Annotated in this window: 16 protein-coding genes and 2 pseudogenes; 10 read left to right on the forward strand and 8 right to left on the reverse strand. The window is 48.2% G+C overall.

Annotation, left to right across the window (positions count from 1 at the left end; translation table 11 throughout):
• Nucleotides 1–319: pseudogene (locus Q3O60_RS14305) on the forward strand (ATP-binding protein); the annotation flags it as partial.
• 90 nt (nucleotides 320–409) lie between these two features.
• Nucleotides 410–976, forward strand: a complete 567-nt coding sequence (locus tag Q3O60_RS14310) for a GNAT family N-acetyltransferase (protein WP_305894626.1) — start codon at nucleotides 410–412, stop codon at nucleotides 974–976.
• Between the two features lie 113 nt (nucleotides 977–1,089).
• On the opposite strand, the pseudogene Q3O60_RS14315 reads toward Q3O60_RS14310, so the two are convergent.
• Together Q3O60_RS14315 and Q3O60_RS14320 are read right to left on the reverse strand one after the other, a co-directional pair.
• Nucleotides 1,090–1,328: pseudogene (locus tag Q3O60_RS14315) on the reverse strand (type II toxin-antitoxin system RelE/ParE family toxin).
• Nucleotides 1,315–1,599 carry a type II toxin-antitoxin system RelB/DinJ family antitoxin gene (locus Q3O60_RS14320; protein ID WP_305894627.1) on the reverse strand — a complete coding sequence of 95 codons (285 nt, stop codon included), beginning with the start codon at nucleotides 1,597–1,599 and terminating at the stop codon, nucleotides 1,315–1,317. The pseudogene Q3O60_RS14315 and the gene Q3O60_RS14320 overlap by 14 nt, the downstream one beginning before the upstream one ends.
• Before the next feature lie 199 nt (nucleotides 1,600–1,798).
• Here Q3O60_RS14320 and Q3O60_RS14325 point away from each other — a divergent pair, with 199 nt between their 5' ends.
• From Q3O60_RS14325 to Q3O60_RS14360, 8 genes are all read left to right on the forward strand, one after another.
• Nucleotides 1,799–2,071, forward strand: coding sequence for a CopG family ribbon-helix-helix protein (locus Q3O60_RS14325; RefSeq protein ID WP_305894628.1), 273 nt, complete (start codon nucleotides 1,799–1,801; stop codon nucleotides 2,069–2,071).
• Complete coding sequence (locus Q3O60_RS14330; RefSeq protein ID WP_305894629.1) at nucleotides 2,068–2,349, forward strand: type II toxin-antitoxin system RelE/ParE family toxin; 282 nt, start codon at nucleotides 2,068–2,070, stop codon at nucleotides 2,347–2,349. The genes Q3O60_RS14325 and Q3O60_RS14330 overlap by 4 nt, the downstream gene beginning before the upstream one ends.
• Nucleotides 2,350–2,447: 98 nt before the next feature.
• Nucleotides 2,448–3,209 (forward strand): SDR family NAD(P)-dependent oxidoreductase, encoded by a 762-nt coding sequence (locus Q3O60_RS14335; RefSeq protein ID WP_305894630.1) that lies wholly within the window; start codon nucleotides 2,448–2,450, stop codon nucleotides 3,207–3,209.
• Between the two features lie 109 nt (nucleotides 3,210–3,318).
• Entirely contained in the window at nucleotides 3,319–4,647 is a 1,329-nt protein-coding gene (locus tag Q3O60_RS14340) for an alpha/beta hydrolase (RefSeq protein ID WP_305894679.1), read from the forward strand.
• Nucleotides 4,604–5,635, forward strand: coding sequence for a DUF5700 domain-containing putative Zn-dependent protease (locus Q3O60_RS14345; protein ID WP_305894631.1), 1,032 nt, complete (start codon nucleotides 4,604–4,606; stop codon nucleotides 5,633–5,635). The genes Q3O60_RS14340 and Q3O60_RS14345 overlap by 44 nt, the downstream gene beginning before the upstream one ends.
• Nucleotides 5,636–5,678: 43 nt before the next feature.
• The gene (locus tag Q3O60_RS14350; protein WP_305894632.1) at nucleotides 5,679–6,017 is read left to right on the forward strand and encodes a hypothetical protein; all 339 of its coding nucleotides are present in this window, start codon (nucleotides 5,679–5,681) and stop codon (nucleotides 6,015–6,017) included.
• Between the two features lie 184 nt (nucleotides 6,018–6,201).
• Complete coding sequence (locus Q3O60_RS14355; RefSeq protein ID WP_305894633.1) at nucleotides 6,202–6,663, forward strand: energy transducer TonB; 462 nt, start codon at nucleotides 6,202–6,204, stop codon at nucleotides 6,661–6,663.
• 220 nt (nucleotides 6,664–6,883) lie between these two features.
• The gene (locus tag Q3O60_RS14360) at nucleotides 6,884–7,639 is read left to right on the forward strand and encodes a MauE/DoxX family redox-associated membrane protein (protein WP_305894634.1); all 756 of its coding nucleotides are present in this window, start codon (nucleotides 6,884–6,886) and stop codon (nucleotides 7,637–7,639) included.
• 7 nt (nucleotides 7,640–7,646) lie between these two features.
• Here the strand turns inward: Q3O60_RS14360 and Q3O60_RS14365 are convergent, their stop codons facing one another.
• The 6 genes from Q3O60_RS14365 to Q3O60_RS14390 form a co-directional block, all read right to left on the reverse strand.
• Nucleotides 7,647–9,206 (reverse strand): HAL/PAL/TAL family ammonia-lyase, encoded by a 1,560-nt coding sequence (locus Q3O60_RS14365; RefSeq protein WP_305894635.1) that lies wholly within the window; start codon nucleotides 9,204–9,206, stop codon nucleotides 7,647–7,649.
• A 24-nt stretch (nucleotides 9,207–9,230) separates the two neighbouring features.
• Complete coding sequence (locus Q3O60_RS14370; protein ID WP_305894636.1) at nucleotides 9,231–10,358, reverse strand: AMP-binding protein; 1,128 nt, start codon at nucleotides 10,356–10,358, stop codon at nucleotides 9,231–9,233.
• A gap of 95 nt (nucleotides 10,359–10,453) precedes the next feature.
• Nucleotides 10,454–10,837 carry a photoactive yellow protein gene (gene pyp, locus Q3O60_RS14375; protein WP_305894637.1) on the reverse strand — a complete coding sequence of 128 codons (384 nt, stop codon included), beginning with the start codon at nucleotides 10,835–10,837 and terminating at the stop codon, nucleotides 10,454–10,456.
• 247 nt (nucleotides 10,838–11,084) lie between these two features.
• Complete coding sequence (locus Q3O60_RS14380) at nucleotides 11,085–13,241, reverse strand: prolyl oligopeptidase family serine peptidase (protein WP_305894638.1); 2,157 nt, start codon at nucleotides 13,239–13,241, stop codon at nucleotides 11,085–11,087.
• Nucleotides 13,242–13,495: 254 nt separating this feature from the next.
• Nucleotides 13,496–17,299: a bifunctional proline dehydrogenase/L-glutamate gamma-semialdehyde dehydrogenase PutA gene (putA, locus tag Q3O60_RS14385; protein WP_305894639.1), complete on the reverse strand. Its 3,804-nt coding sequence runs from the start codon at nucleotides 17,297–17,299 to the stop codon at nucleotides 13,496–13,498.
• Between the two features lie 284 nt (nucleotides 17,300–17,583).
• Entirely contained in the window at nucleotides 17,584–17,883 is a 300-nt protein-coding gene (locus tag Q3O60_RS14390; protein WP_305894640.1) for a YebG family protein, read from the reverse strand.
• Nucleotides 17,884–17,902 lie beyond the last annotated feature (19 nt).

Below are 17,902 nucleotides of genomic sequence, written 5' to 3' on the forward strand. Positions count from 1 at the left end.
GGATAATTTACTGTTGGGTCTTAGTGCTATTTCCGATTCTTGCAATACCGAGGCGTTTGTTCGTCGGGATTGGGAGGCTGTTGCCACGAATGTAGGTGCGAAATTTGTAAACATTGAAATAGTTTGTACCGATCCAAAGGAGCATGAGCTACGAGCCATTAAACGAAAAAGCACTGTAGCAAATCTCAAGCCTCCTAGCTGGGATAAGATTAAAAATCGAGTTTACGAACCTTGGGATTCAGAAGTTATAACGATTGACACAGCAGGTTCGAGTGTTGACGATTCATTAAAGACGCTTTTGGTAAAGCTGGGTGTGTGACGATTGTATATAACAAATTACTGCACCGGATAAATAACTCGCTGGAGCTCGTCATTTTCTAGTGATAAAGCGTTAGATGTAAGGAGAAACATGGCAATCACTGTAAGACCAGCGACGGTCTTTGACGACATTAAGGAAGTTGTGGGACCCAAGCATCCAGACGCCAGTGTCTGCTGGTGTTTGACGTACAGACTCCCTGCGAAGGAGAACAAAGCCCTCACTGGTCCGGCTAGGGGCGAGCGTATAGCGGCAATGCTGCAGGATGGACCAATTGGTGTCTTGGCCTATGATGAAGACGAAGCAGTGGGCTGGGCTGCCGTCGCCCCCCGCACCGAGACTACATTTGATCGGAGCAGGACAATTCCCCGCGTAGACGATGCGGATGTTTGGTGTGTCTGGTGCATTCGGATCAAGCCTGGCCATCGCAAGAAAGGAATTTCACATCACCTGCTAGCTGGGGCTATAGAATTCGCTCGTGGCCATGGAGCAACGATACTGGAAGGTTATCCGCTGGACAATGCAGGCGAGACGATCAACACGACTATGGCGTATGTTGGAACGAAGGCTCTCTTCGAGTCAGCGGGCTTTCGTCATGTAGCGGACACAAAATCTGTGCTAGATGGTTTTCCACGGCTCTTGATGCGGTTGAACCTATAGTGGTTTGGGTTTAGAGAGGGTGGTGAGAGGCTCATCAAGCGCATGTTGTCGGACTGGTTTTCCGCTGCGTTCCAAACTAGCCGAAAATGCGGGCGATGTGATGCATGCAGCAGCTAGAAAAGTTCGCTGTGAGAGCCGATGCGTGCAAGTTGTAGTTTGTCGTTGTTGATTCTATAGATCAGCACAAGGTCTGGTTTAATGTGGCAATCGCGAAAGCCGTGCCAGTTTCCCGTTAGGGGATGATCAACATTTTTGGGTGGTAAAGTTTCGCCGCGTTGTAACTGGGAATAGGCATTTTAGTGATTTTCTTAAAATCTTTTTTGAATTGTGTTGAATATTCAAGAGTGAGCATTTGGAACCTTGCCCTCGGTCAGCTCATTGAACAAATCATCGACAGATGAGCTTTGTTTGCCTTTGCCTTCAACCAATTCTTTAATTGCAGCGGCAGTTGTTCCATTTGGCTGTCGCGCCTTAAGCTCAAAAGGTATACCGCCATGGTTGATGACTGCGCGGGCAAAAAGCTTAAGAGCCTGAGATGGACTTAGCCCGACATCATCGCAAATGTTGGTAAAAGCCACTTTTGTGTCATGATCTATGCGTGTGCTAAGCATTTCGCTTTTCATGGTAATTACTCCAGCGTGTGTTGCAATGTTAGACATTGTAGCACATAGTTGGAACATCACATAACAAACCTCGTCATTCATGGCCTGTGGCCGCTGGATTTGCAACAAGTTGCTCGCCGTTTAGGCGTGCGTTAAATTGCTATGTGAGCCCTTGTTGACTACAATGTATTACATTGTTTTGGTTGAGAGGAGTGTCAACATGAGTGTTACCACAGTTCGCTTACAGGCAGAGGTTGAGCATCAGTTGGAAGCTATCGCGAGCAGGCTTCATCGGAGCAAAGGATGGGTGATCAATCAAGCCTTATCGGAATACATTGATAAGCAGCATTTACAGCAAGAGCGCTGGAAACAAACCTTGGATGCGATGGAGTCAGCAGCTCAAGGAAAATTGGTTGACGCTAGTGAAGTACACAACTGGTTAAACAGTTGGGGTACAGAAAAAGAACAGGATGCTCCGAGGTCTGGTAAGTGAAGCTAGTTTATACCAAGGATGCAATCGAAGATTTAAAGCGTTTGCGGGAGTTTATTGCAGTTAATAATCCAACCGCAGCTAGCAGAATAGCCGCAGAATTGATCGCAAAAATGGAGTTGTTGCCAGAATTCCCAAGGATGGGTACGCCGGTTCAGATGGCTCCTGTTCCAGATGTCATCCGTGATATGGTTTTTGGAAAATACGTTGTTCGCTATTCTGTTCACACCAGTGCAGTCATTGTCCTTCGAGTATGGCATGAGCTTGAAAATGAGCGATAGCAATTTAACAAGTTACTGCACCGGAAAAGTAACTCGCTGGCGCTCCCAATTTTCCGGTGAGTAAAGCGTTGGGTGGACCAAGCATAGAGGAGTGAGTAATGGACCTTGGACTTCGTGGAAAATGTGCCGTCGTGACTGGTGGCAGCAAGGGGATCGGCCGCGCGATTGCGCTTGCCCTGGCCGAGGAGGGGGCGCACGTTGCCATCTGTGCTCGTGGCGAAGAGGCATTGCGTGATACCGAAAGGGTGCTTCGCGAAAGAGGCGTTGAAGTCGTTGCGGCCGTTTGCGATGTTTCCGATCCGGCGGCTCTTGACGGCTTTCTCGAGTCGGCCCGTAAAGCGTTCGGTCGTCTCGATATCCTGGTCAACAATCCATCTGCACTTGCCAGCAGCTTTGCCGATGACGAAGCCGGATGGCGAAGCGGCTTTGAAGTCGACGTCATGGCCGCCGTGCGAGCCACCTGGAAGGTAGTCCCTTGGTTCGCCGAAAGTGGTGGTGGATGCATCTTACACATTTCATCCGTGTCAGGATTGGAAGCTGGCTCTCCACCTGCTTACGCTGCTGCAAAGGCTGCCCTAATCAGCCACTCGAAGACTTTGGCGGTTTCCCTCGCTCCTCAGAAAATCCGCGTCAATGTGATTGCACCAGGCTCGATTGAGTTTGCAGGCGGCCTGTGGGAGGCGACCAAGCAGAATGACCCTGAATTCTACTCGACGGTGCTTGGGACCATTCCATGGGGTAGGATGGGCACCCCTGAAGAGGTAGCCAATGCAGCCGTCTTTCTCGTCTCCGAACCAGCGAGCTGGATCACAGGCGTGTGTCTCGGTGTCGATGGTGGACAGCGTAAAGCGAACATCTAAGGGATATCCACCTTCTGCCTAGGTGAGTTGTGCCGCCGCTGATACTGGGTATTGGCTTAAAATAACTAAGGACCTCATTTTGAAAATTAAGTACACCCTATTGACCGTGGTGGCTTTATTGGCCAATCCACTGCAAGCAGACTCATTTGGGCCGTGTGACCTCGAAGTCAATGCTTCTGGATTTTCCTCATCAACCTGCGCTAAAAGTGAACTTCCGCTAGACTATGAAGGCCATGTTGCTGGCAATGTTGAACTGGCAATCCGCAAATTTACTGTTGAAGACTCTGATAAACGTCGCGGTCAACTATGGCTGATACATGGTGGGCCTGGCGAACCTGGAGCGGGGTTTTATCCTTTTATCGACGTGTTTCGTGCTGCTTTTGAAGGCTTCGATCTCATTATACCGGATCATCGTGGAACCGGTGAGTCGACTCGACTTTGCCCGGCTGAAGAATCTTTAGAGAGTGAGGCAGGCTATGCTTTGGCAAACTCAGAGTGGGGATCTTGCATCGGCTCTATGTTTGCAAATCCAGAACGAACCAAAGCATTTTCCATCAGTAATGCTGCTCACGATTTAGCGGCGCTTATCGAACAGTACCGTGAGCCAGGCGAGGTTTATGTATACGCGGTATCTTATGGCACTCAATTGACCTTGCGCATGATGCAAGTTTCGGAACCAAAGCTGGATGGTATTATTCTTGATGGAATTATTCCGCCGGAGTCGATGCCGGAATGGGATCTCAGTTTTAGAACCGCGCTTGTTGATGATGTTGGCCGATCGATTTTAAGTGAACAAAGTATCGAGCAGTATCAACAGCTTTTAGCGTCTGGCATCAATATTTGGCAGGATGTCATTGGTCCGGGAGATATACGTCAGTTTATGGGAACGTTGTTAAGCTTTCCTGAATTACGTAAGCGCATTCCGGACCTTATCAATGAGTTGGCAGAAGGGCACACGGGTCTCCTGACTGACACAGTGACAGCGCTAAAGGAAGCACATCAGCGTTTAGCTCCATACCCACAGTCTGAGCCATCGATACCCTTGGTAATGCTCATCAGCGGTTCGGAGAATAACAGTCGCCGAGACCTTAATGCTGAAACCGTAGCTGCCGAGGCCAAAGACGCTCTCTTCATCCATCCGCTACCGGGTTTGTTGGCGAGCGCTTCAGCGCCATTTTATGATAGAGACGACTACTTTGGGCAGTTGCCAAAACGTATGCCGCGTACTTTGATTATTCATGGCACCTTAGATCCGAGTACACCTTATGAAGGAGCCAGGCTGCACGCTGATTTATTGAGTAAGGCAGGAGATCTGCGTTTTTCAACCGTGATTGGTGGTGCACATTTTTTGCCTGTGGTTGCACCTGGGTGTTTCATTGAGGCAGCGTCAGCATTTGTTAGCACTGGTGAAGTGCCGGAGCATTGCGATTCGTTATAAATACCAGAAAGCCGCGCGTGCTGCGGGCGTTAGCGTCCCCATTCTGATTGAAGGATTAAAATTGAAGATAACACGGTTAATTTGGTCATCACTACTGGTGATTGTTGCAGCTTCTGCGTGTTCAGCTGAGTCTGAAAGCTCTGCATCGCGAGCATTGATAACGTCAGATGCCGAGGTGTTTGCTGGTTTATTTAGACAGTATGGCGAGGAACTCAGTGCAGAAGAGTTACAGCGGTATTATCTGGAACCTGGCTCAGATGGAATACGCATCTTTACGCCATATAGGATTATTGATGCTGATAACCTTGCGAAAGAAGTTTCTCAGAACCGTGACCTATATCAAAAAGCAATATCACTGTGTCTGCCAGTAGTACGATCATTGGCCGAAGAGTCTGAGCGTATCATGCAAGAGGTTGCTGACAGCATTGGTGAGCAAGAGTCAGCCCCCGCTTATGTTGTGTTTGGGGGAAATAATTCTGGCGGAACCGCCAGCGCTGAAGGATTGGTGATTGGGATTGAGACGGTCTGCAATCTGATTGATAGCGAGGAAGAGTTCGCTCAATCATTTACCTATCTTATCGCTCATGAAATGGTACATGTGTATCAAAGTCGATTAGTCAGTATCGAAGGCCAACCTTCTCTGCTTGAGCTGACACTCATAGAAGGTGTGGCTGATTTTATCGCTGAAAAAATTCTGGGAAGAGTAGATTTCTCAGCTACTGCACGAACTGAATATGGGCTAAATAACGAGGCGCGTCTTTGGCAAGAATTTAAGACTGTTATGGATTCGACTGAAACCGGCGACTGGATGTATCGGCAACAAGCAACGGATGGAAAGCCTGCAGACATGGCATACTGGATTGGGAAGCGCATTGCTGAAGCTTATTATAACAATGCGCCAAATAGCAGCGTAGCTTTACGTGAACTCGTTGGATTTTCGGATGTGCACGAAATACTAAGTAAAAGCCAATATGGCGAAAAATTTTGATCGGGCAAGTGGGTAAGAACCATTGCAAAAGGAGATGCACAGCATGAATCAAGTTAAGAGTCAGTTTCAAATCATAGCCGCCTCGGTTTCAACGCTTTATTTTGCCTTGTTTGCCTATGGAGCCTTTGTTGTTATTCGGCAATTCGAAAAAATATTTGACTCTTTTGGAGCTGAGCTACCAATTCAAACCGCCATACTCATCGGCTCTTATCGCTATTGGGGAGTGTTGTGCCTCATTTCTGTTTTTGTACTTTACAAAGTCATTAAAGGAGAAAACCGTCGATCGATGACGTTACTTACTTGGCTTTTTGTTTTGTCATTATGCTTAGTTCTGTTTGCAACTTGGGGAATTTACAGCCCTGTACTTGCAGGTAGCGGATAACTTTCAATATAAAAAACAAGTTGTATCGCCCGGAATAAATGTTAACTTTATGGTTGCAATGAGTTACATTAAAAAAATAAATTTAAAATGAAGCTGTTTAGTAACATTGAGTCTGTTTTCATCAGGCATGCTTGTTTCGAGTGTTTCTATTGCGAGTGATATTCTAAAGTTTACGGAGTTAGCCATGAAGAAAGTTGTTTCCCTATCGGTTCTAAGCTTGTTTATGGTTGCATGTGCTTCTCATAATACGCTTGAAGAGAGTGCGGATACGATAAACGAAGAGCCAATACATTATCTGGATTTAACCTTAGAGGAGACAAAGGGGTTACTTAAGGAGTATTGGGTTGAAGTGAGCAGAAAAAACCCCAGGTACCCAATGAGTGCAGTTAGTGCCCGACAGTCCGGGTGCGTAAATCTGATTATAGGCATCAATAGTGATGGGCGTGCTAGTGGGTATAGAGTGATAAAATCGTATCCGGAAGGGGTATTTGATAACTACGCAATTGCCGCATTAACGGAGTGGCAATGGGTTGCTGCAGATACCAATAGTGATAAAACACCCGTATTAACCACTATCCAGTTGGATTTCTCTATGAGTGAATCTTCAAATAGAAAAGAAGCTGAAAATCAGTGTCGGGTAGGGTAAAAATAACTCTCTTACCAAACATGACTATACTCACTTGGTCTGCAGTACAACAAGGCTGGATGTTTGTAAAATGAAGGTACAGATCAGTGATTCAACTATGAGCTGAAGTGACACCGCACCATTAAAACCTGATTAGTACATTAAATTAAGCTAGCGAATTGACTCTGAACTACAGTACAGGGTTTATGCTTGTGTTTTCAATGAATATCAGAGGAGATAAATGATGAGTGCAGAAACTAAGCGCGCAGTACTTTATCGCATGACGACTCCTAAGCATCAATGCCCATATGGCCTAAAAGTACTGTATCAACTGCGCCAGGCTGGCTATGAGGTGGAAGATAACCAGCTGGGCTCACGACAAGATATCGATGCATTCAAAGCTAAGCACCAAGTGAAAAGCACCCCGCAGGTGTTTATTGATGGTGAGCGTATCGGTGGTTATGAGGCGGTTCGCAAACACCTCGGGAAGCCAGTGCACGATCCTGATGCGACCAGTTATCGTCCAGTAGCAGCACTATTTACTATGACCGCACTAACTGCTGTTGCCCTGAGTGTTGGTGTGCATGGTAACTGGCTATCGGTACAGACAGTCGAGTGGTTTATAGCCTTGTCGATGGTGGTCTTGGCGCTGTTAAAATTGCAGAATATTGAAAGTTTTTCGACCATGTTTCTTAACTATGATCTGGTCGCAAAGCGCTGGGTGCCTTACAGCTATGTCTACCCCTATGCAGAAGGTTTGGCTGGTGTGTTGATGGTTGCCGGTATGCTGAACTGGCTATCGATTCCACTGGCGCTTTTTATCGGTTGTGTCGGTGCCGTGTCGGTTTTTAAGGCAGTTTATTTGGACAAACGTGAGATTAAGTGTGCTTGTGTTGGTGGTGCCAATAACGTACCACTGGGTTTCATCTCGCTAACCGAAAATCTTATGATGATCGGCATGGCATTGTGGATGTGGTACGCCCATGGTTGGTTTTAATCACGTTTTACGGCAACAGCTCCATCAAAGACGCCACTTCATTTGGATCGGCCAAAGCTGTGGCTACTTTATTGATATCTTCGGCCAGTGGACGATCGTTTTGCAATGGTTCAACATAGTGGCGAAGCCAGTTGCAAAGTATTTGAGATGCATGACTTAATGATTGTTTGCTTTTCAGCTCTGCACCTTGCACCAATACCATTGATTCAATTGCCAGTATTTGATACAGCTGAGTTATGCTGCAGCTAGCTCGCCGTGCTGCGATGGTGCCTAATGGCACTATATCCTGATTATCAGCGTTGGTTGGGATGGATTGGATGGATGCTGGCATTGCTTGGCTTCGCAGCTCAGCCACCAAGGAGGTCGCACATACTTGTGCACCCATAAATCCACTATGGAGACCTGTGTCTTGCGGTTGCATAAAGGCTGGTAAGCCTTTATTTTTTAAAGGGTCGGTGATTCTGGCGATGCGTCGCTCGCTGTACAACGCCATTTGGATCAGTGCATTATTTAAGTGATCGCTGGCAAAAGCTAAATGCTGGCCAAAAAAATTACCGCCATGAAGAACCAGATGCTCATCGGGGAATAGCAGAGGATTATCGGTGACCGAACTAAGTTCTGTCTGAACGGTATGTGCATGTTGATGCACCACATCCAGCACCGCACCCAAAGCTTGAGGTGCACAGCGTAAGGTGTAGGCATCCTGCAATAGGGGTTGATGCTGAACAATGCCGTTTGGCATATTGGCCAATCGCTCCGCCGCTGCTTGCCAGGGAGTTAACGCTGCACTACTTTCCGATAGCGACCAGAGCCATCGATGCAGCTGCTGTTGACCAGAGTGAGGGCGAAGCTCGCCAATTGCAGGATGAAAAGCTTCACGATGCCCCTGCAATAACTCAGCGTAAAGCAAGACCAGCAAAGTACTGAGTTTAACGGCGCGCTCAGCTGCTGTTGAGTTAAGAGCGGCGATGCCCACCGTGACCGAAGTCCCATTCACCAATGAAATGGCATCTTTCCCCTGCAATTGTAAAGGCTGCCAGCCGAACTGTTGATGAGCAATTGCGCTCTCTATCCATGAGCTACCTTTAATGCTGACGCGTCCTTCGCCACTGAGCGCTCGCGCCAGATGGGCGAGTGGGGTTAAATCACCACTGGCACCAACTGTCCCTTGCGATGGTATTTCAGGAACCACATCGGCTAGCAACCAAGCCAGCATGCGCTCAATCATAACCGGGTTAGCACCTGAGTGACCAGCGGACAAGCTGGCGATGCGGGCGACCATCATGGCTCGAACATGGTGATGCGCTAGTGGCTCACCAACACCACTGCAAAGATGATAGACTAAATTTTGTTGTAATAGTGCAGATTGCTTTGGGTCAACATCCGTGGTTGCTAAAGGCCCATAGCCTGTCGTGACCCCATAAATACGTTGGCGATCGGCGATGGCATCACAAAGAAATTGGTGCGCTTTTGCAATAGCAGTTTGTGCTTGCTCAGGTAGGAACAATGTCTGACGACCATGCGCAATGGCTTCTACATCGTTCAGTGTTAGGGGCCAATCCTGCATTGCAGTGTTTCCTTAATGAGGGAGTTACCAATCGGTAAGCTTACCCATGGTATTGGTTGGTAAGACTGCACCATAAGTAAAGCTAATAGGGCGCTCAGCTGCCGGCCATTGCGAAATAGTTTTGGCAATTTCATCCGAGGTTATAGCTTCTGAAGCGGCCGGGACGATAAAAGCTTTCAAGCGCGTCTGTGAAGCTGCTTTTATGGGACGGACGGTGCAACCATCAACACTATCTAAGGCAAGCAATCGTTCAGTAATTAGGCTAGGGCTCACATTAACCCCCCCAATGCTTACCACGTCATCAATACGGCCGTTTAAGTGAAAGGTGCGATCACTAAGCCAGTGCGTTTTGTCCAATAGCGGGATAGTTACCGTGTCGCCTTTACGTTGGATATGTAAGTGATCAGAGCGTAGCCAGTGAGTCAGCAGTTGATAATTCGGATCGGGTCGCCAGCGCGTGGCCACACCACCTGTTTCTGTACTGCCATAAATATCGAGCAAACCCGTTAACCCTAATTCGAGTAAATGATCAGCTGTAGCCTCACATAAGGGGGCGGTAGAGGTGACACCCACTACTTGGGGCGGCCATGGCTTTCCTGAGCGTGCCAGATAATCCCAACGAGGGGGTACCGTCACGACTAAATCACCAGAGGTAATTTCAGGTAGCGCATGGCTATTGACCCAGAGCCGAGGGATCTGTCCGACAGCGGGCAGGGCAATGCCCAGCATAAAGCCATACAAATGGTGCAGTGGCAGCCAAGAAAGAACACGTTGGATCGACAGAACGTCAGCAAGGCATAACTCCAGTGCTTTTGCTTCTGCAGCTATTTGATTCCATGGATGCAAATGTGCCGTAGGCTGTCCAGTGCTACCTGACGTTCTAAAGGTAAGTCCAGATGTCTCCATGGTCGCTTGAGCCACCAGGCTGGCCCAGTCGTCAATGCTGCTGGTCATGAGTAGGCGATCTTCGACACCGGTCTCGTGTAGGCGAAAAAACTCGTTCACACAGCCAGCCAGATGAAGTCGTTCAAGCGAATCAATGTCGGGATTCTCTTGCCAATCTGCGGCCACGCCTCGATAGGCACTCAGTTCTGCGCCCAATAACGATTGCAAAACTGCTTTGCAGTCAGCGACGGTAAGCCACTGTGGCATCATTATATCCTTTGGAAAGCAACTAAATTAAGCGGGGGTATTATCATAAACAAGCTGCCTTGCCTGATGACCAGGCAAAGCAGCTGCCATTAAAATTATAGACGTTTGACAAAAATCCAGAAGCTGTCGCCAGAAATAGCCTTTTTCATATGGACTTTTACTTTGGTCGGCTTCATTTGGTAGTCGAATACGTATTCAAACATGGTATTGAGGTCACCATTTTTAACACCATCTTTGAAACGGCCTTGAAACTCTTTACTCTGAGTGCATGGCGCAACACTGGTAAAAAAGTTCTTACCAATGACGCTCTTAGGGTCGCGACCGGTAATGCTACCTTCCGCAGCATTGTATTGAATAATGGTACCATTACCATCTAGCTGAATGGCTCCAAAAGCTAGCTTATCAAGATTTTCATCATTCATTTTGGCCAATGAGTTTTCGATATCATCGCCACCAAAGCGAATCGTTTCTAGCGACATAATTACCACCTGATTATTTATTGTTGCTGGATATTGGCGCCAGAGCTCGGTACACATTGGAGCCACAATGCCAGTTTGTAAGGGTTCATTTATAAGCTAACAGTAATAATTAAGCATAGCAAATAGCTTTAACCTGCATAAATGGCATATTACCTTAGCATTGCGTAAGCAGAAAAAAACCGGATACATGACTGTATCCGGTTTTGTACGATTGCACTGAGTGTTTGGTGATACACCGCTAGCGTTATTATTGTTTTGGTAACTCTTTGTATCCCATGTTGTAGAGAGTAAAAGAGAACACATCAGCGGCTTGATCGATGATCATCGACACAGGCATGCCCGCTCCATGACCGGCATTCACATCAATGCGGATCAACTGTGGATTCTGGCCGCCATCTTTTGCTTGAAGCTCCGCAATGTATTTAAATGAATGTGCCGGAACCACTCGGTCATCATGATCCGCGGTAGTCACCATGGTTGCCGGGTGATTCACACCTTCCTGAACATTGTGCACCGGTGAATAGCCACGTAAGTAGGCGAACATTTCTTCACTTTGCTCTGCAGTACCATAGTCATGCGCCCAACCAGCACCTGCGGTGAAGGTGTGATAGCGAAGCATATCGAGCACACCGACCGCTGGGATCGCTACTTTAAAAAGCTCGGGCCGCTGGATGGATGCGGCAGCGACGAGCAAGCCGCCATTTGACCCACCACGTATAGCCAGCTTTTCAGCGCTGGTGTACTTCTTATCGATGAGATACTCACCGGCTGCGATAAAATCATCGAACACATTTTGACGGTTGAGCTGGCGTCCCGCGTCATGCCAATCTTTGCCGTACTCGCCACCGCCGCGAATGTTGGCTACGGCATAAACACCACCCATATCCATCCAGACGGCATTAGAGACGCTAAAAGACGGAGTTAAGCTGACATTGAAGCCGCCATAGCCATACAAAATAGTCGGGTTGGTGCCATCTTGCTCAATGTCGCTGCGATAGCTGATGATCATCGGGATCCGGGTGCCATCTTTTGAGGTATAAAATACCTGCTCAGAGGTGTAGTTGGCAGGGTCAAAACCAGTTTCAGGTCGATTGTATAACTCGGTATCACCGCTTTGTGGATCCAGCTCGAAAATACTGCCCGGGCTGATGTAGTTGGTAAAGCTGAAGTAGAGCGTATCGGCATCGCTTTTGCCACTAAAACCTCCCGCACTTCCAACGCCTGGCAAGTCAACCTGACGAACCAGCTGGCCTTCATAGTCAAATTGTTTGACCTGAGCCACTGCATCAACGATGTAATTAGCAAAGATAAAGCCGGCACCGGTGCTGGCACGAAGTACATGCCCGGTTTGTGGGATCAGCTCCTGCCAGTACTCAGGTTGAGGCTTGGATGCTTGAGCAACCACCACCCGGCGGTTCGGTGCTTCATGGTTGGTCACCAAAAACAGCTCTTCACCTTGCGAGGTCAGAAAGCTCACATCATGATCGGTGGTATCTACAATGGGGGTAAAGCCAGCTTCTGGTTGTGCCAGATCTTTGAGAAACAATTTATTACCTGATGTCGAGACTGCTGCAGATACCAGTAGGTAGCGATCATCTTCGGTCACGCTGGCGCCGATATAGCGGTGCTCTTCACCAGGCGCTGCACCAAAGATCACCTGATCTTCAGATTGCGGTGTGCCCAATTGATGGTAATACAGTTTGTGTTGATCTGTCATGGCCGACAGCTCGCTGCCATCCGGTTTGTCATAGCTGGAGTAATAGAAGCCTTCATTACCCACCCAGCTGATGCCACTGAATTTGATATCAACCAGTACATCACCAATTTGTTCACCGCTTTCGGTGTCGATAACGATGATTTTGCGCCAGTCGCTCCCGCCTTCAGAAATGGCATAAGCAGCCAGGCTTCCATCGCGTGAGAAACGAATGGTGGCCATGGATGTGGTGCCATCGTCACTGAAGGTATTTGGATCTAAAAAGACTTCGGGTTCCGCGTCACCTTTTTGCCGGTACAACACAAACTGATTCTGCAGGCCATCGTTGCGATAAAAATAGGTGTAGTCGCCTTCGATGAAAGGGGCTCCTAAGCGTTCAAAGTTCCATGAATCTTGTAAGCGTTGGCGGATATCCGCGCGGTAGGGGATTTGTTCTAAATAAGAAAAGGTCAGTTCATTTTGCGCCTTAACCCAGGCTTCGGTCTCACTGCTGCGATCGTCTTCAAGCCAGCGGTAAGGGTCTGCTATTGGTTGACCAAAATAGGTATCTACCACATCGCCGCGAGCGGTATACGGGTAACTAAGGTTATGAGAGCTATCGGTGACCTGATTGGCTTCGGTGGGGTCAGATTGACCACCACTGCATGCAGTTAACAGGGCGACAGTAAATAAGGGGACGGCATACTTCATAAGACAGTGGACTCCATGGTTGTTGTTATTTTTAAGCAAGATTAACAAAGTAACGCTACAAAGCCTATCAACCCAACAGGTGTTGGCCGCATAAAACGGGCCTGTCGCAGTTTTTAAGGGGAAGTGTGCTTTTATTCTTAAACCACCCAAGGGTGCAGGGTACCGAAAGTAAAAAGCAGTCGATACCTGTGAGGTGCTCGACTGCTTCGCATCATCGCTTTGCTAGTGGTTACTTCACTACATGATGGTTGAGGTTATTCATCATCCTCGACCAATGTCATCAGCGAGGTATTGCCACCGGAGGCTGTGGTATCGATACTGATGGTTTTTTCTGTCACCAAACGCTTGATTAAGGTGTCGTAATACTCAGCGCTGATCACTGGTAAAATGGCGCCCTGACGTTGTGCCAGTTGTTGGCTAAAGTAGCCCAAACGTGATGAACGCGCCGCGATAACTGCGCCCGCCAAATGCGGATGGGCCAGGATCGCTTGCAACTGGTTTGGTTTCGCAACCTGAAATACGCCTTCAGCAATGCCGGTAGAGATAAACTTATCTTTAAAGGCCACGGCTTCTTCATAGAACAGCTCTGATGCAACCGTAATGACGGTATTGCCTGCAGCTAAAGCGGTAATGATGGAGATGGCCCAGAAGTTAAATGATGTACTCTTATCGGCATAGCACACTACGCAGCCACGAGGCTCGATGTGCAGCGTATTGGATTCACCCGTTGGTCCCGGCAAGGTGATGTGCTTGCGCATGTGTTTTTCCAGCCGGTTTAGTTGGGCACGAGCATCGGCTAAGGTTTGTGCTAAATCATCGGCCAGTTCGTCGATGATGTCGACAGTTGCAACTTTTGCTAGCAGTTGACGTACCGCGGACATGCGATCATTCAATGGCGTTGCCCGCCAGATTTTCTCATCGCGCATGGAGTTTTTCATCAATACAGCGACTTGCTCATCGGCATCATCGGTGTGGTGCAGATCCAACTCATCCGGGGTGAGGCTGGTCATTTGTACGTTTTCCGGTGAGGCTTTCTCTTTCACCAAACGCAGCAAATAGTTGGGGCCACCAGCCTTGGGGCCAGTACCCGACAAACCACGACCACCAAAAGGCTGCACGCCAACAATGGCTCCAATCATATTGCGGTTAATGTAGACGTTACCGGCGCGAGACATTTTCGCCAGATACTCACAGCGATCTTCAATTCGTGAATGCACACCCATGGTCAGGCCATAGCCGGTGCCATTGATTTGATCGATCACCTGATCCAACTCACTGGCTTTAAAGCGAATGATATGGACACAGGGGCCAAAAACCTCACGTTTTAGTACCGATAAATCCTTGATTTCATACAAACGTGGGGCGAAGAAAAACGCACCTTGTTTGGTGTTGTCAGGGATGTCGCACTGGAAGTGCAGGGTAGCTTTGTCTTTCAAATACTCAACATGCTCGGTCAGGCTATTCAGTGCCTTAGCATCGATTACCGGGCCAATATCGGTCGATAAGAATGATGGGTCGCCAACATGCAGCTCTTTTAGAGCGCCTACCAGCATCTCAATGATGCCATCCGCCACATCGTCCTGGATAAAGAGTACGCGTAACGCAGAACAGCGTTGGCCTGCGCTTTGAAAGCCAGAACTAATGACGTCATCGACCACTTGCTCAGGCAAGGCGGTAGAGTCGACAATCATGCAGTTCTGACCACCGGTCTCTGCAATCAGTGGGACCTGAGTGTCACTGCGAGCGGCCAGTGTTTGCGAAATTACCGTACCGGTTTCGGTAGAACCGGTGAACATGACCGCCTGAATGCGTGGATCCGGCACAATGGTTTTACCCACTTCACTACCGCGGGCAATGACCGGTTGTACTACATGCTCAGGCAAGCCAACCGAAAGCATCAGCTCGATGGTGCGCAGGGCAATCAAACTGGTTTGCTCGGCTGGTTTGGCTATGACGGTATTACCAGTAACGATGGCTGCAGCTACTTGCCCTAAGAAAATAGCCAGCGGGAAGTTCCAGGGGCTGATGCATAAAATGACGCCACGGGCTTCAAAGCGCTCATCTTCAGACAGCTCTTCAGCGCGGGCGGCGTAATAACGGCAAAAATCAACCGCTTCCCGCACTTCATCAATACCATCCTGTGCTACTTTGCCTGCTTCTTTGATACAAATCGCCACCAGCTCATCATGATGACGCTCGAGAATGTCGGCGATGCGGCGCAATAAGTCGGCACGCTCTTTCACGGGCGTGGCAGACCAACTGGTAAAGGCTGCATCGGCATTGGCCAGCATGGTTTGCATATCATCACTGTTATGCAGTTTGACATGGCCGATAACTTCCTGGTGATTGGCTGGGTTTTTTACCGCAACAGCGCCTTCAGGCAGCTGGCCTGCATCGATACGGTGCTCTTCAAACCAACGCACCAGGTTTTCTTTAAACGGCGTAATGGCATCGATATCGGTTAAATCGAGCCCTTTGGAGTTGGCTCGTTCTTTGCCGTACAAATCAATCGGCATTTTAATCTGGTTGTTGTATTTGTTGCGCAGCCCTTGCAGGGTTTCAACCGGATCTGGCAACAAGGCCTCAACCGGCTTGCTGGTATCGACAATGGCGTTAACAAAAGAGGAGTTAGCGCCGTTTTCGAGCAAACGACGCACCAAATAAGCCAATAGATTTTCATGCTGACCGACTGGGGCATAGACCCGGCATTGAATTTTTTCTTCACGGACAATTTGGTCGAATAACGATTCGCCCATGCCGTGCAAGCGCTGGAACTCAAAGCCAACGTTATCGCCTTTGGCTACTTCTAAAATGGTCGCTGCGGTGTAAGCATTGTGGGTGGCAAATTGCGGGTACAGCACATCACGCGCTTCCAGCAACTTAATGGCACAGGCTTTGTACGATACGTCGGTGGTCGCTTTGCGGGTAAATACCGGGAAATGAGCCAGGCCCATTTGCTGGGTGGTTTTAATTTCAGTATCCCAATAAGCACCTTTGACTAAGCGAACCATCAGTTGGCGGCCGACGCGACGGGCTAAATCAGTCACCCATTCAATGACAAAAATAGCACGCTTTTGATAGGCTTGAACGGCTAAACCAAAGCCATTCCAGTTGCCCAGTTCATCATCGCTGAATACCGCTTCGATCACGTCCAGTGAGATATCGAGCCGATCCGCTTCTTCTGCATCGACGGTAAAGCCAATATCATATTCTTTAGCTATTAAGGCTAAGGCTTTTAATTTCGGCACCAGCTCAGTCATCACGCGCTCACGGTGGCTAAACTCATAACGTGGATGAATGGCCGACAACTTCACTGAAATACCAGGGCTTTTGATCGGGCCACGGCCTTTGGCGGCCTTGCCTATGGCATGAGTGGCGTCTAGATAGCTTTGATAGTAGAACTCGGCGTCTTTCATGGTGCGCGCACCTTCGCCTAGCATGTCGTAGGAATAGACATAGCCCTTTTTTTCTGTTTCTGCAGCGCGTTCAATGGCGTCCTCAATGGTTTGGCCCATCACAAACTGTTTGCCCATGATTTTCATGGCAAAGTTTACCGACTTACGGATCACTGGCTCGCCCAAGCGACCAATGGTCTTTTTCAGCATGCCAAATTGTTGTGCTTTCGATTTATCGCTGTAGTTCACCATTTTACCGGTGACCAGCAGCCCCCAGGAGGAAGCATTCACAAACAAAGAGTCGCTACTACCTAAATGAGAGCTCCAATCGCCTTTAGCTAGTTTATCGCGGATCAGTAGCTCCTGAGTGCGCTTATCAGGAACGCGTAATAAGGCTTCAGCGAGACACATCAGTACTACGCCTTCTTCACTGGAGAGAGAGAACTCATTCAGTAAAGCATCGATACCGCCCTGGCCATCTTGATCCTGACGGATGTTATGCACGATTTGGCGTGCACGCTCCCAGGCCCGACTGCGTGCTTTTACTCCGACTTCGGCCAGTGGCAATATATGATCAATGACGGCATTTTCATCAATACGATAGAAATCACGGATTTTTTGCCGGATGGGGCAATCAGTGGTCAAGTCACCATTAAATAGCATAGCTTTAATCCTCAGAGTCAGGGGCAACAGCCAGCACTATGAATGCGGAATGTCGACTGTCATTTTTTACGGTTCTGTATCATGGTTTCAGTGCGCGTATTCTAATGAAAATATCGCAGAATATGTTGGTTAAATTGTTACTTTGTCCACGAATTTACAGGGCATAATTTGCACATCACCGAATAAATCACTGCGTTTGTGTTGATAGGATAGCGTAAAGCCGAAGTAAGTGGGGAAACCGACACAACAAGTATCGGTTAGCAAGGTATCGGTTTGTGTGAGATCTAGGCTGCTTTCTCGTTGGTACTGGCCGCTTGTTTTGTTGTTGCGGCTTTTGGTTTGGCTGGTGCTGCTTTGCGTTTATTGCCCAGAATGGCAAGCAATTCATCTTTATGCTCTGCCAGATACATGGCCAGGGCGTCTTGTTTTGCTTTGTCTTCGACCAGTTCGCTTTTACCCAACCAGTCACATAGCTCATCTGCCATATCAAGCATTTTATCGTAGGCGTCAGCTTCTGCTTTAGAGGTAAAAGTCATCTTTTCTTCTCCGTTTCGCTCGACCACGTACTTAACGATTACAGCCATGGTTTTTCCTCTGCTCTGT

This window comes from Alkalimonas collagenimarina (assembly GCF_030717845.1).
Taxonomy (GTDB): Bacteria; Pseudomonadota; Gammaproteobacteria; order Enterobacterales; family Alteromonadaceae; genus Alkalimonas; species Alkalimonas collagenimarina.